The 15,654-nt window shown below is 30.6% G+C and carries 11 protein-coding genes and 1 pseudogene; 4 read left to right on the forward strand and 8 right to left on the reverse strand.

Annotated features, from left to right (window positions below; all coding sequences use genetic code 11):
• From QNK89_RS09765 to deoC, 3 genes are all read right to left on the reverse strand, one after another.
• A partial coding sequence (locus tag QNK89_RS09765) for a phosphoglycerate mutase family protein (RefSeq protein ID WP_340170838.1) occupies positions 1–402 on the reverse strand: 402 nt, incomplete at its 3' end.
• A 10-nt stretch (positions 403–412) separates the two neighbouring features.
• The gene (gene deoD, locus QNK89_RS09770) at positions 413–1,111 is read right to left on the reverse strand and encodes a purine-nucleoside phosphorylase (protein ID WP_340170839.1); all 699 of its coding nucleotides are present in this window, start codon (positions 1,109–1,111) and stop codon (positions 413–415) included.
• A gap of 16 nt (positions 1,112–1,127) precedes the next feature.
• Complete coding sequence (gene deoC, locus QNK89_RS09775) at positions 1,128–1,796, reverse strand: deoxyribose-phosphate aldolase (RefSeq protein WP_340170840.1); 669 nt, start codon at positions 1,794–1,796, stop codon at positions 1,128–1,130.
• 284 nt (positions 1,797–2,080) lie between these two features.
• On the opposite strand from deoC, the gene QNK89_RS09780 reads away from it, so the two are divergent.
• Complete coding sequence (locus QNK89_RS09780; RefSeq protein WP_340170841.1) at positions 2,081–2,317, forward strand: hypothetical protein; 237 nt, start codon at positions 2,081–2,083, stop codon at positions 2,315–2,317.
• 391 nt (positions 2,318–2,708) lie between these two features.
• On the opposite strand, the pseudogene clpB reads toward QNK89_RS09780, so the two are convergent.
• A pseudogene (clpB, locus tag QNK89_RS09785) lies at positions 2,709–5,314 on the reverse strand (ATP-dependent chaperone ClpB).
• Between the two features lie 234 nt (positions 5,315–5,548).
• Between clpB and ytxJ the strand changes: the two are divergent.
• On the forward strand, positions 5,549–5,926 hold the full coding sequence (gene ytxJ / locus QNK89_RS09790; protein WP_340170842.1) for a bacillithiol system redox-active protein YtxJ: 378 nt from the start codon (positions 5,549–5,551) through the stop codon (positions 5,924–5,926).
• A 48-nt stretch (positions 5,927–5,974) separates the two neighbouring features.
• On the opposite strand, the gene QNK89_RS09795 is transcribed toward ytxJ, so the two are convergent.
• The 3 genes from QNK89_RS09795 to fahA form a co-directional block, all read right to left on the reverse strand.
• Positions 5,975–7,156, reverse strand: a complete 1,182-nt coding sequence (locus QNK89_RS09795) for a hypothetical protein (RefSeq protein WP_340170843.1) — start codon at positions 7,154–7,156, stop codon at positions 5,975–5,977.
• Positions 7,157–7,271: 115 nt separating this feature from the next.
• Entirely contained in the window at positions 7,272–9,473 is a 2,202-nt protein-coding gene (locus QNK89_RS09800; RefSeq protein WP_340170844.1) for a hypothetical protein, read from the reverse strand.
• Between the two features lie 91 nt (positions 9,474–9,564).
• Positions 9,565–10,857: a fumarylacetoacetase gene (gene fahA / locus QNK89_RS09805; RefSeq protein WP_340170845.1), complete on the reverse strand. Its 1,293-nt coding sequence runs from the start codon at positions 10,855–10,857 to the stop codon at positions 9,565–9,567.
• 144 nt (positions 10,858–11,001) lie between these two features.
• On the opposite strand from fahA, the gene glyA reads away from it, so the two are divergent.
• Positions 11,002–12,276 carry a serine hydroxymethyltransferase gene (gene glyA, locus QNK89_RS09810; protein WP_340170846.1) on the forward strand — a complete coding sequence of 425 codons (1,275 nt, stop codon included), beginning with the start codon at positions 11,002–11,004 and terminating at the stop codon, positions 12,274–12,276.
• A 52-nt stretch (positions 12,277–12,328) separates the two neighbouring features.
• Positions 12,329–14,050 (forward strand): FG-GAP-like repeat-containing protein, encoded by a 1,722-nt coding sequence (locus QNK89_RS09815; RefSeq protein WP_340170847.1) that lies wholly within the window; start codon positions 12,329–12,331, stop codon positions 14,048–14,050.
• Positions 14,051–14,142: 92 nt separating this feature from the next.
• Here the strand turns inward: QNK89_RS09815 and QNK89_RS09820 are convergent.
• Positions 14,143–15,654 (reverse strand): hypothetical protein (locus QNK89_RS09820; protein ID WP_340170848.1); only part of this gene is annotated, 1,512 nt, incomplete at its 5' end.

Here is a 15,654-nt window from a genome sequence, read left to right on the forward strand (position 1 = left end):
GTTAACAAAACCAGGAATAGTATTACTATGGCCAACCACTAAAACAGTTTCTCCTTTAGTTTCCTCTAAAAATATATTATAGTTGATATTAATAGGGTGATAAATAATGGTCTCTAGATTTTGAGATTTAGCAGTTGGGTAGGCAGTGTTGAGGGTACGTGTGTAGTTTGTAGAATACACTGCATTTAGTTTTTTATCACTAAAAAAAGACGCGAAATTTTGAGCGCGTGTTTCTCCAGTGGCTAGTAATTTAGGATTATTAGCTGGTATTGTATCTTTTTCGGCATGTCTTACTAGATAGTAAGTAGTTGTATCTTTATTCTGTTTAGTGTTATTTTGGTTTTTTGATTTACCATAAGAAAAAGTAAAAATCAGAAGAGATAGTAATAATATTTTTTTCATATAAATAGATTTAAGCAAGTTCTAAAGCAATTTCAACCATATCTTTAAAAGTAGTTTCTCTTTCTAAGCTTGTTGTTTTTTCACCAGTTACAAGAGAATCTGAAATTGTTAAAATTGTTAATGCTTTTGCATTGTGTTTAGCTGCAACTGTATATAATCCAGCAGATTCCATTTCTACACAAAGTACACCAAATTTACTCCATTTTTTATAAGATTCGAAATCATCTGCATAAAACTCATCACTTGTAAACACATTTCCGGCTTTTATTGCAATCTTTTTAGCTTTTGCAGCTTCTACAGCTTTTATAAATAACTCAAAATTTGCAGTAGGAGCGTAGTCTGCTCCTCCAAAACGCAACTCGTTTACACCAGAGTTTGAAGAGGCAGCCATAACAAGAACAACATCTCTAATTTTAACGTCCTTTTGGTAAGAACCAGAACTACCAACACGTATTAAGTTTTTAACACCAAACTGTGTAATTAACTCATGAGCATAAATAGAAATACTTGGCACTCCCATACCTGTTCCCATAACAGATACTTTTTTACCTTGGTAAGTTCCTGTATAGCCTAACATACCTCTAATTTCATTAAAACAAAAAGGGTTTTCAAAAAAAGTTTCGGCTATCCATTTAGCTCTTAACGGATCTCCTGGTAATAATATAGTTTCTGCAATTTCACCTTTTTTGGCTCCAATATGTATGCTCATTTTGTTTGTATTAAATTTAATAGCTATTTCCTTCTAGATTAATTCCAGTTACAATTGCAATTCCGTTGGATGTACCAATTCTTTCGGCTCCAAAATTGATGTATTTTAAAGCAGTTTTTGTATCACGTATTCCACCAGAAGCTTTAATTTTTGTACCACAATTAGTAATTACACTTTTCATAAGTTTTACATCGTTTAAAGTTGCGCCTCCAGTTCCAAATCCAGTTGAGGTTTTAATAAAATCTGCTCCAGAATTAATTGCTAATTCACTGGCTTTAATAATTTCTAATTCTTCAAGATAACAAGTTTCTAAAATTACTTTAAGTGTTTTGTTTGGCATTGTTTTTTTTACGGCTTCAATGTCTCTCCAAACAGCATCAAAATCTTTACTTTTTAGCAAACCAATATTTAAAACCATATCTATTTCATTTGCTCCATCTTTTAACGCTTGTTCAGTTTCCTCAACTTTAGCTTTTGTACTCATTGCTCCAAGTGGAAAACCTATAACGCTACAAACTTTAATATCGCTATCTTTTAATTGTTCTTTTGCTAAAGAAACATAACAAGAATTTACACAAACAGAAAAGAATTTATGTTCTAAGGCTTCTTGACAAAGTTTTTTAATATCTGTTGTTGAAGCTGTGGCTTTTAATAAGGTATGATCTATGTATTTGTTTAGTTTCATATGTGAAATTGTTGACTATAAAATTACTTTATTTATTTTAGAAAGTAAGAATTATTCTTATGGATTATTGTTTTTCTAAAATGCAATTAAAACAAATTAATAACCTATGATTTATATCATATTTAAAAGCCTTATTCGTGTGTAACTTTGTTTAAAATTAAAATTTAATTAATCAAGCAGCAATTAGAGACGCTGCTGGAGAATTTGTAGCAGATCAAGTTGTTAATTTAAGATTTAGTATTCTAGATTCTAATACAGCTACAACTCCATTTGCAGAAACACATTTGCAAACCACAACATCAAATGGAGTGGTAAGTTTAACAATAGGAAGTGGAACGCTAACAACAGGTGCTTTTGCAAATGTAAATTGGTCTCATAACAATTCATTACAAGTAGAAGCCGATATTACTGGAGGTTCTACTTTCGTTATAATAGGAACTACACAATTTGTGAGTGTACCGTATGCTTTAAGAGCCAAATATGCAGAGAACATTTCAACATCTATTGTGTCTAGTGTGTAATCTACTGAACCTAATAAAACTATAAATAATGCTTTAAATGAAATTGTCGCCTTAAAAAAAGAAATTAATGTATTAAAAAAGCAAATGCAACAACTTCTTAATAAGAATTAATATTAAAATAGATAATGAATACAAACCATCTGCTTTTAGTAGGTGGTTTTTTAGTTTAATAATATTCGAAGACTTAAATAAAAAAAGCGACACTCAACTTTATGTCTTGTGTCGCTTTTTCAAACTAACTAACTAACAATTATCTCAAAAACGAACTTATTCTTCGTTTATTTTAGTTTAACAATACTTTGTGATTTTATGTCATTCAGAGCAAAGCGAAGAATCTCTCATGTTATAATTTAGATTCTTCATTCATGCTTCATTTCTGAATGACATCACATTATTTTTCTTCTGTAATTAATTCACCTTGATTTCTAAACACTAATTGTTTATCGAAAGCATCAAGTAATATAATACTATCTGTTGTTACTTTACCAGATAAATTTTTTTTACTAAGTGCATTTAAAACTTTTTTTTGTGTCACTCTTTTAATTGGTCTTGCTCCAAATTCATGGTCAAACCTTTTTCTGCTAAGTAAACAATAGCTTCAGGTGTAGCATCGAATGTGATGCCTTGTTGCGCTATCATTTTAGTGACACTTTTAAGCTGAATGCCTACGATTTCTGTAATGTTTTCTTTAGTTAAAGGTGTAAATAATATTGTATCATCAATTCTATTTAAAAACTCAGGTCTTACGGTTTGTTTTAACAAACCTAAAACATCAACTTTTGCTGCTTCCATTGCAGTTTCAATATCTTTTGTAGCTGCAAAGCGCTCTTGTATTAATTGGCTTCCCATATTAGATGTCATTATAATAATGGTATTTTTAAAATCTGCAATTCTACCTTTATTGTCTGTTAAATGCCCTTCGTCTAGCACCTGTAATAAAACATTAAAAGTGTCTGGATGTGCTTTTTCAATTTCATCTAGCAAAATAACAGAATATGGTTTACGTCTTACAGCCTCTGTGAACTGTCCTCCTTCATCATAACCTACATAACCTGGAGGTGCTCCAACAAGTCTACTAACAGCGTGACTTTCTTGGTATTCACTCATGTCTATTCTAGTCATAGCGCTTTCATCGTCAAATAAATATTCTGCAAGTGCTTTTGCAAGTTCAGTTTTCCCTACACCAGTTGTGCCTAAGAATAAGAAAGTTCCAATTGGTTTTTGTGGATTTTGCAAACCAGCTCTAGAACGACGAACAGCACCACTAACAGCAACAATAGCTTCTTCTTGCCCAACCACACGCTTGTGTAACTGCTCTTCTAATTTTAATAGTTTTTCGCGTTCACTTTGCAACATTTTTGTAACAGGAATACCTGTCCATTTTGCAACAACTTCAGCAATATCATCATAGGTTACTTCCTCTTTTATTAATGAGGTTTCAGATTGTGCTTTTAACTCTATTTGTAATTTTTCTAATGTCTCTTGGGCTTCTTTTATTTTACCGTAACGTAACTCTGCTACTTTTCCATAATCACCTTCACGTTCTGCTCTTTCTGCTTCAATTTTAAAGTTCTCTATATCTTGTTTAGTATTCTGTATATTATCTACAACCACTTTTTCGCTTTTCCACTTCGCGTTAATTTCGTTGCGTTCTTCTTTCAAATTCGCTAAATCAATTCTTAAAGATTTTAGTTTCACTTCATCTTTTTCACGTTTTATTGCTTCAATTTCAATTTCTAGCTGCATTACTTTTCTATCTAAAACATCTAGCTCTTCTGGCTTAGAGTTTATTTCCATTCTAAGTTTAGAGGCAGCCTCATCCATTAAATCAATAGCTTTATCTGGTAAAAAACGATTAGTAATGTAACGCGTAGATAATTCTACAGCACCAATTATTGCTTCGTCTTTAATACGCACTTTGTGGTGTGTTTCGTATTTTTCTTTAATACGACGAAGTATAGAAATAGCACTTTCTGTATCTGGTTCGTTAACCATTACTTTTTGGAATCTTCGCTCCAAGGCTTTATCTTTTTCAAAGTATTTTTGATACTCATCTAATGTAGTTGCGCCAATTGCACGAAGCTCTCCACGTGCTAATGCAGGTTTTAAAATATTTGCTGCATCCATTGCGCCTTGACCACCAACAGCTCCAACAAGTGTGTGAATTTCGTCTATAAATAAAACAATATCTCCTTCGCTATTTGTGACTTCTTTTATAACTGCTTTTAAGCGTTATTCAAACTCACCTTTAAATTTTGCACCTGCTATTAGCGATCCCATATCTAGTGCGAAAATTTGCTTATCGATAAGGTTTTCTGGGATGTCTCCATCTACAATTCTGTGTGCTAAACCTTCTGCAATAGCAGTTTTACCAGTACCAGGTTCTCCAACTAATATTGGATTGTTTTTGGTTCTACGTGATAAAATTTGAAGGATTCTACGTATTTCTTCATCGCGACCTATAACAGGATCTAACTTTCCATCTTTTGCTAATTGGTTTAAGTTTTTGGCATATTTGTTTAAAGCGTTATAAGTTTCTTCTTGACTTTGAGAAGTTACAAGATCTCCTTGTCTTAGTTCTGCTATAGACGCTTTTAGTACTTTTTCAGTAACACCTTGGTCTTTTAAAACTTGTGCTATTTTACTTTTAGATTTAAAGATTGCTAAAATTAAGTGCTCGATTGAAACATATTCATCGTTCATGTCTTTAGCAATAATTGAAGCTTCGTTTAAAGCTTTAGATGCATCACGAGAAAGTGATAACTCTCCACCTGAAATTTTAGAGAAACTTTCTATCTGTTTTTCTAAAATTTGTTTTAGCATTACTAAGTTAACATTCATTTTTTTTAAAATGAAAGGCAACACATTTTCGTCGACTTCAAAAATAGCTTTAAAAATGTGCTCGTTTTCTATTTGTCCGTTTCCTAAACCTTGAGCTAGTTGTTGCGCTTGCTGTATGGCTTCTTGAGATTTTATTGTATAATTATTAATATTCATTTTATTCAAGTTTTAGTTTCTATTTTCAAAAATTAGTGAATAGAAATCTTATTATTTTTCTTTTACAATTAGCCATATTTCAATTACCTTACCAAATAGAATTACAAGACAAAATGTCTGTTAAGCACTGATTTTAAATAACTTTTAGACAGTTTGTAATGTTTGTAAATAGTTGCGACTATATAACAATAAAGATTTTTTGTTTATAATTAAGAGAAAGAAAAATTACATACTATGTTTAAAAAATTATTTGGCTCGTCTGAGCCTAAAGAAGAGAAATTATTACCTTGGAAACCTTTAACGACTGTAGACCAATTAAATACTATAGAAACACTATCTAAAGGAAAAACGCAACTTATATTTAAGCACTCTACACGTTGTGGTATTAGTAAAATGGTAATGAACCAGTTTGTTTCTGCTTATAATGTTGAGGCTAATTTAGATTTGTATTATTTAGATTTGTTAAGTTACAGAGATGTTTCTAACGAAGTAGGTTACAAATTTCAAGTAATGCACCAATCACCTCAATTATTAGTTATTAAAAATGGAGTAGTAGTTGCTCATGCAAGTCATGGAGTTATTAATGACATTGATTTAGAAAGATTTATTTAAAATATTAAAATAAAAAAACGTCCAAAGTTAATTTGGACGTTTTATGTTTTAACTTCTAAAGCTATACCTAGTAATAATGTTTCTTAGTTGTAGTTTAAGGTTTTCTCCTGTGTCAAAAAACATTTGCTCGTTACTAGGAAAACGTATTCGTCTGTTTTTTAAAATTTCTACATCATCTGAAGTTAAAGCTCTTTTATCTCCTCTAACCGTTGCATAGAGATTATTAAAAACGAATTGGCTATCTATAGGGAAGCTTTCTAAAACTTGATTTTTTTTTAAGTCGCTGTAAACAACTATAGCGATTATTTGAGTAGATTTAAACTGGTTAATAGTATTAAATCTAGCTTTAGCTATAATTATTTTATCTTGCTTTATGTCGTTACCTAAACTGTCTTTAGCAACATTTCCATTTGCATCTAAAACATATTCCCATCCATCTACAACATTCTTTCTTCTAATTAATTGTGTTTCTGTAATACGCTCTGGAGATACATTAATACGTTTTAATTGTAATGCCATTGCATAATCGTAATCTATTTCATTATTTGCATTTGCATGATATATTGTCCAGAAATCGTTTAAGCCATAAGTATTAAAATTTAGTAACTCATTTTGTAAACATACTGGTATTATTTGTTGTGTTAGATTTTCGATATCTACAATAACATAATCTGTTCCTTGATGATGTGCAACTTCCATAAGTAGTCTAACATCTTTAAAATTAGCATTTATGCTTTCTATATAGTTTAGAGTTTCAAAAGCATTTCTATTATAAATTTTATTATTGCTTTCCATTAAAGAAATAACAGTATCGTATTTATAACTAGAAACTTTCGATCTATAGTTTACTATTGAATTTGTGTAATCTTTAAAATCTAAAGTTAAAAGCTTTCCATTAATATGTAAAGGCATAACTGCTTTTATAGCACGTTGTCTATCTTCTAGATCTAAATAAATATTAAAAATATTTTGATATAGTTCTGGATTTCCATCTTTTTTTAAATGGTTAATAGTGTTGTGGTTTTCTTGTACAACTTTATAGTATGCATCTTGTAGCATAATTACATAGTCTTGTTTACGCTTTTTATCTTTGTTGTGTTTTAATTTTTTAAGTGCATTACTAATAGCCTGGTCATAATTACCAGAGTGTAGTTGCTTCTCAATTTGTTTTCTTCCAACACAAGATGTTAGTATTAGAAGAAGTACTGCTAATAGTGTAAAGTTTTTCATCTTCTTCTGTTTTAAGGATTTATAATGTAGATATAAAATCAATTAATATGCCAAAATCAAAAAAGCCTTTAAACAGTATGTGTTTAAAGGCTTTTTTGATTTATTGTTTTATTGTCTAATTACTAGAAAGGTTTATTATTTGTTCTTTATAGATAGGTTTGCCATCTTCGGTTATACCATTTATTATAAGTTTAACACTATTGTGATCTCTTCGGTTTATTTTTAAATAATTATCAGTATTAGGTTCTACATTAAAATTAGGGACCCAGTCTATTGTGCTAAAATTATCTATTGTACTTTGACTAAAAAAAGCTAAATCTTCAGGAAGTTCATATTTTTCTTTTGGTTTATTAAAACCAAAAGTAGTATCAAATTCTTTTACATTCTTGTTTTTTGCAACTAATTTTTCACCATTATTTCCATTTTTAGAAACAACATGTAATACTCCATAAGGAAAATTAGAACCATAACCAGTTCCATTTATATTAAGAACTACATATTCAATTTCTTCTGCATAAATGAATGCCAATAAAGACAGATCTTGTAAAATTGCTCCATCCCAAACAACAGCAATAGGTGGATTAATTGCGTCGTTAATACTTTTTGGACCTCTAGTGTTTACGAGTTGTGGTGTGCCATCGCTTGTATAAGTTAATATTGTGTTTGGTAAAGTTTGTAAAAATGTTAAAAATAGAGTATTGTTAAATCCTGTATCTTCTGGTTTTATTACTCTAGAAGATGCTAGACCCAAAATACCGCTATTTTTTATTTTCTTTTTAAGCTCTAATTCCTTTTTTTCTTTATAAACTTCAAGATTTACTTCTTCTAATTGCTCTGCACCATAAAACTCAGGTAGTCTTAGGTCATCCATATTTTTAGTAGCTTGATTTAAACGATCTGTTTTTTCTAGAACTTCTTTAAAATTAGGATCTATATTTAAAGTAGTATTTGCTCTATAATCTATGTATGTATTGTAAACATAGAAACTAACTTTTTCTATTTGACCTTTTTCATTTATTAGCGATAAAGTATATTTTGATGGATGGTTTAATAATAATTTATCAAACTTAAATTTTCTATCTTTATCAATGTCTGTTAAAGTTGTAATCTTATTTTCTGGTGAAGATAGCATTACTTTGTATTTAGATAAATCGGTCACTTTAGTTGTAACTTTTCCATTTAAAGTAATTCCTCCTTCACTTGCATATGGTGTGTTTTTATCCGTTAAAGTGTTGTAAACAAAGACATTGTTTTTTGCTTCTAATTGAGTAATGGCATCTAAATCATCTGCTTTGTAATTATTTATTCGCATTGCAGTATTATATTTATCACTCTTTAGATAAGGCTTAATAAGGAAATCTGATACGATATTAGATTGGTTGTTGTAAACCATTGTTTTTTCTGGCAATACAGAAACACTAATGTTAGCTATTTTTGTGTTTCCAAATAGGTTAAGATTTAAAGTTAAAGAGTCTTCAGTAACAGTATCTTTACGAATATTTAAGATGACATTATTTTTATTGTAAATAAAGAAATTCTTACTGTAAAGCGCTTCTTTTTTATCATTAAAAACAGAAATTGTGTTTAAACCATCTAAAGCATCGTTTTTAGCAAAGTTAATTTTGTAAATACCTTTGTCTTTATTAAACTTTATAGGTGCCATAGAACGTACAGAGCCTTCACGATGTAAGACTGCAAAGCCATAAGTGTTATTTAGGTTGGTTATAACATCTGTTTTTGGTGATATTTCGAATGCTATAGCATTATCGTTACTAGATTCTGTTCTGTAAATTTCAAAACTTTCTCCGTTTTGGTTTTTAGTAGTTAGATCTATAGTTTCAGATAGTACTTCTTGATTAATATTAATAGAATTAGCATCAGACAAATCAACTATTTGAATTGGAAATATAGCATCACGATTAAAATTTTTATTCCATTGTGAGTCTATTTGTAAATAATAATTTCCATTTGCTAATGTTTCTGGAAGTTTAATTTCACCATTTGTTTTTCCATTTTCAGCATAAAACAAGTTACTAAGCACCAAATTAAAGTTAGTATCGTATAAGTTTATGTAAATGTTAGTAGATTCAGAAAAGGCTGTATTACTATCATCTTCAGCAATATAGGCTTTAAACCAAATTTTTTCGCCTGAGAAATAAACTGTTTTGTTAGTGTGAAGAGAAAATTTTTCAATTTTGTAAGTATGAAAATAGTCGCTATTTACCAAAGACATTGCTTTATCATTTACTGATTCTTGGGCAAAATTTGTTTGAAATATTAAACCTAGTAAAAAGCTTAATAATAATGATTTTTTCATTTTTTGTTATTAATTTTTAAAGTGATGAATTTCTTGTTAAGACATCAAAAAAATAAAAAGGTTTAATCTATAATGAAATATTTATTTAAATTTATTTGTTTTTTTTGGGTTTGAATACTGGTAGTAATTGAGATTTTACCTCACCAAAACCTATTCTAGTTCCATCTTTTTCGCAATGACCTCTCATTATTACGGTATCGAAGTCGTTTATAAATTTACGTTCAGATCCATTATTCAATTTTACTGGTTTCTCACCTCTCCAACTTAATTCTAACATAGAACCGTAAGAATCTGGAGTTGGTCCAGAAATAGTACCACTTCCCATCATGTCTCCAGAGTTTATTGGGCATCCATTAATAGTGTGGTGTGTAAGTTGTTGTGCCATGCTCCAATACATGTGTTTAAAATTAGAACGGCTTACAATAGTTTCTTTTGCCTTTTCTGGCTGTATAGAAACTTCTAAGTTAATATCAAAGCTCTTTTTTCCTTTTTGTTGTAAATAACCAAGTTGTTTTTTTAATGGCTTAGGGCTTTCAACTCTGTAAGGCTCTAAAGCATCTAAAGTTACAATCCATGGTGAAATAGAAGAGGCAAAGCTTTTTGCTAAAAATGGGCCCAATGGTACATATTCCCATTTTTGTATATCTCTTGCGCTCCAGTCGTTAAATAATACCAAACCAAAAATATATTCTTCTGCTTCTTCAATAGGAATTGATTCTCCTAAATCGTTAGCATCAGTAGTTATAAAAGCCATTTCTAATTCGAAATCTACTAATTTACTAGGTCCAAAAACAGGTTCAGTTTCTCCAGCTGGTAAAGTTTGACCTTGAGGTCTATGCACTTGTATGCCAGAAGGAATTATAGAACTACTTCTACCATGGTAACCAACAGGAATGTGAAGCCAGTTAGGTAATAGTGCATTATCAGGATCCCTAAACATGGTGCCAACATTTGTTGCATGTTCTATACTAGAGTAAAAGTCTGTATAATCACCAATTTGTACAGGTAATTGCATTTCTATTTCGTCTAAGCGAAACAAAACCGTTTCTTTATCTTTAAGGTTACCTTTTAAAGTTTGATTTTCATCATCAAAAATTTGAGCAATTCTATTACGCACTAATCTCCAAGTTTTACGTCCATCAGCAATAAAATCGTTTAAGGTATCTTGTAAGAAAATATCATCTGTTAACGGTATGCCTTCAAAATATCCTAATTGGTGCAAAGCACCTAAGTCTATTGCAGTATCTCCAATTCTTGTTCCAATGGTAATAATATCGTCTCTTGTTAAAAAGACACCAAAAGGGATGTTTTGAATAGGAAAGTCTGAATTTTTATCGACGTGCAACCACGATTTTCTGTCTGGATTATTTGCTGATAATGGCATATTTGGAATTGTTGATTTGTTGTTTATAAATTCTAAGTAAATATATGTTTTTTCAATTATTTACAAGGCTTATTTCTTATTTTTGATAAACTTTTAACTATTAATAAATTTTCGCTTTTGTGAAAATTAATAAAATTTATATTTATGCAACGTGACGAACAAATATTTGAATTAATTCAAGCAGAAAAACAAAGACAGTTAAACGGTCTTGAATTAATAGCATCAGAGAATTTTGTTAGCGACCAAGTTATGGAAGCTGCTGGTTCTGTTTTAACTAATAAATATGCAGAAGGATATCCTGGAAAACGTTACTATGGAGGATGTGAAGTCGTAGATGAGGTGGAGCAAATTGCTATAGATCGCGCTAAAACTTTGTTTGGAGCAGTATATGTTAATGTGCAGCCACATTCTGGTAGTCAAGCAAATACATCCGTTTACCATGCTTGTTTAAAACCTGGAGATAAAATTTTAGGTTTCGATTTGTCTCACGGTGGACATTTAACACATGGTTCTCCAGTGAATTTTTCTGGAAGACTATATAATCCCGTATTTTATGGAGTAGAAGAGGCTACAGGTGTTTTAGATTACGATAAGATTCAAGAGATTGCAACTCGTGAAAAACCACAATTAATAATTGCTGGAGCTTCTGCCTATTCTAGAGATATAGATTTTAAGCGTTTTCGTGTTATTGCAGATAGTGTTAGTGCTCTTTTATTAGCAGATATTTCTCATCCTTCAGGCTTAATTGCAAAAGGTATTTTAAATGATCCGCTTCCACATTGTCATGTGGTTACTTCAACAACTCACAAGACATTACGTGGACCAAGAGGAGGAATGATTTTAATGGGACAGGATTTTGATAATCCATTTGGGTTAAAACTTAAAAACGGTAACTTACGTAAAATGTCTTCTTTATTAGATTCTGGAGTTTTTCCTGGAAACCAAGGAGGTCCTTTAGAACATATTATTGCGGCTAAAGCGATTGCTTTTGGTGAGGCTCTAACAGACGAGTTTATGCATTATATGTTACAAGTTAAAAAGAATGCAGATGCTATGGCAAAAGCTTTTGTAGCTAGAGATTACAAAATTATATCTGGTGGTACAGATAACCATATGATGCTTATTGACTTAAGAAATAAAAATATTACCGGAAAAGAGGCAGAGCAAGCACTTGTTAAAGCAGATATTACAGTAAATAAAAATATGGTTCCTTTTGATGACAAATCACCTTTTGTAACCTCAGGAATTAGGGTAGGTACTGCTGCAATAACAACACGTGGTTTATTAGAAAATGAAATGGAAACCATTGTAGATTTTATAGACCAAGTTATTAATAACCATGAAAATGAATCTGTTTTAGAATCAGTAGCCACTAAAGTAAATACAATGATGAGCGGTTTACCTCTTTTTAAAATGTAATTTAAAAGACACCTTATCTAATTTTTTTTATATTAGTAATAAAAATATTAGTTTGTTAAGAATTTTTACATTAATAGCTTTGTGTGCTGTTACTTTTAGTTATGGTCAATTTCAATTGTCTTTTCAAGACAGTGCAACAGCTAAAGGTGTAGGTTACACTTATGGAACTTCATTTTATGGTGGTGGTGTTTCGTTCTGTGATTTTAATAATGATGGTTGGGACGACCTAACATATTCTACAACAGATGGAGAACAGCTGTTGTTTTTTCAGAATAATAATGGATTGTTCACAGAAGTAGATTTGAGTATTGTAAACAATCAAAGAGTAAAACAGGTGCTTTGGGTAGATTACGATAATGATGGTGATAAAGATTTTATGGCAACAAGTATCTCTGGTTTTAACAAATACTATAGAAATGATGGAGCATTGACATTTACAGATGTAACTGAAACTATTGGGTTTTTTACTAACAACTTAACAACTTATGGAATTTCATTTGGTGATATAGATAATGATGGTGATTTAGATGCATTAATAGCTAATAGAGATAGTGTAAATACTAATAATTACAGCTATTTATACAGAAATCAAGGAAATGGAACTTTTATAGAAATTACTGAATCAGCTGGACTAAATTTAAATAATGAATTATCTTTTTGTTCAGCTTTTTTCGATTATGATAACGATGGTGATCAAGATATCTATATTGCAAACGATAAAACACCAAATAGAAACAGGTTATATCAAAATAATGGATCTGGAACATTTACAGATGTTTCTGTAAGTAGTGATGCAGGAGTATTTATAGATGCTATGTCTACTACTATTGGTGATTATAACAACGATGGATGGTTTGATATTTATGTTACAAACACAACTGCTGGAAATTATTTACTAAAAAACAATGGAGATGGTACTTTTTTTAATTTATCTCCAGGTTTAGGTACAGAAATGAATACCATTTCTTGGGGATCTTCGTTTTTAGATGCAGATAATGATAGAGATTTAGATTTGTATGTTAGTAGTAGTATGACAGGTGTTGACCCAACTTTAATGTCTTCAGCATTTTTTGAAAACGATGGTACAAATAACTATACGATACCAACAGGAATAGGTTTTGCAAATGATACTAGAAGAAGTTTTGCAAATGCTGTAGGAGATTTCAATAATGATGGTTTACCAGATATAGTTGTTATGAATGATACAGATAATTACTTCCTTTGGGAAAATACAACTACAAACTCTAACAATTACTTAAAGGTAAAATTAGAAGGTGTAACTAGTAATAAAGGTGGTATAGGGTCTAGAATAGAAGTTGCTATTAATGGTAATAGCCAATATAGATATACATTATGTGGTGAAGGTTATTTAGCACAAAACTCAAGTACAGAAATAATTGGTTTTGGCTCTGCAACTGTGGCAGATTATGTTAAAGTAACATGGCCAAGTGGGACAATAGACATTATAAATAATGTGACTGCAAATCAAGTATTGAATATAGTAGAAGGTAGTTCGTTATCTACTAATGATTACAATCAAGCACCTAAATTAAACGTACATCCAAACCCAACTAATGGTAAAGTAACTATTAATAATATTAAATCGAATACTAAATTAATAGTCTATAATATTTTAGGTAGACAATTATTAGAACAAGTACTTACACCTACTAAAAACAAAGTTGATATTAGCAATTATGCAAAAGGTGTTTATTTGTTTAGCTTAAAAGATGAAGATGGAAAATTAACTACTAAAAAGGTTGTTTTACAGTAAATCTATTTTGTAAAAAGCATAAAAAATCCCATTTTATAGAATGAGATTTTTTTTGTTTAACATAATTCAAACAAAAAATTCATAGATTATTTCTAATCAAAAGTAATATGCTGGTAAGCACCCAAGTCTGGAGAAGCAGATCTACTTATACCTAAAATATCTTGAGGTACTTGAGAAGCAAATGTTGTATTACCAGCTCCATTTGCGAAAGAATCGTCTCCAATTTGTAAATCGTTTTCAAAAGGAGCTCTTAAATTTGGATCTTGATTACGGAAAAAACTTTCGTAATGTGTGGTATCATTAAAATCGTAATTAGCTCCATCTGGGCTTACAGAAGAATCAGCAAATTGTGCAAGACAATTTCTAAATTTGAAATTAAAAACAACTCCAGCGTCTACAACTTCATCTATAATAAATTCAGGATTATCATTACCGTAGATAATAGAATTATTAAAATTACATTCGGTTAAATCTGCTATAAAAGTAGTCCCATCTGTATCTTGAACAAAATTATTAACTAGTAACGCAGGAAACTGTCTAAAGCTATTATTCCAATAGTTTGCAATGGTACTGTGTGTAAAGTTGTATTTACCACCTAGAGTTAGGGCAACAGAAGATTGCCCAGAATTATTAACAACTAAGTTTTCTCCTTTTATGGAAGAGTTTCTAGCTAGAATACCATAGTTGCTAAAATTATAGATTTGAGAATTTGTTATTGTTAATTTATCTAGTGCAGCATCAGCATTACCATCGCATAGAATACCTATGGTTCCGTTTTTAATTGTAGCATAATTAATTACATTATTTACACTATTCTCGAAAAGCCAAATAGTTCCCCATTGGCCAGGAACATCTGCAAAAGCAGGTTCTAATCTATCGCTTTCAAAAACAACTTCGTTTTCTAATAGCCCTTCATCTACACTTAAACCTCCATTAACTTGTAAGCTTGCATTTTCTGAAACTAATAGTCCAGAATTTGCATGAAAATGGATTCTTGTACCAGCATCTACTGTAAGTGTTTCTCCATTAGGAACTGCAGCATAGCCATAAATAACATATGGTCTTTGGTTGGTGAAATTTAATTCTGAAGGCAATAATTCGCGGCCTTGAATTTCCGTTTCGACAGTTTCTCCGTCTATATTTAAGGCAAGTGTTTCTATAATTCCAGTGGTATTATCGCGATCTGGATAAATAAATACAGCATCTTTTACTAATGTTACTAATTCTACTGTTTGAAGATTACTTCCTGCATCAAAATTTATTTTATCGGTATATAAAAACTCATTATCTAATAGTGTTTGGCCTTCAATATCTATTGTTGTTTCAACAAAAATAAACAAGCTGTCTTTTGCTTGTATCTCTACATTATTAAAAGATTGTCCAGGGTTTCCATCTACATTTAACCTATAGTTAGAGGTTTGACCACGTTGTAAAGCGATAGTAGGTATAGAGATGTCGTTGTCACTTCTATTATATACTTTTAAGTTATATGTACTTGAACCAATGTTTGTAAAAACAGTATCTAAATAGACTGTGTCTCTAGAGAATTCAAGACTTCCAGTACTAGGCGCAAAGTCAAAATCTTGACGACAAGAACTCCAAAA

It is taken from the genome of Lacinutrix sp., assembly GCF_037625555.1.
Taxonomy (GTDB): Bacteria; Bacteroidota; Bacteroidia; order Flavobacteriales; family Flavobacteriaceae; genus Lacinutrix.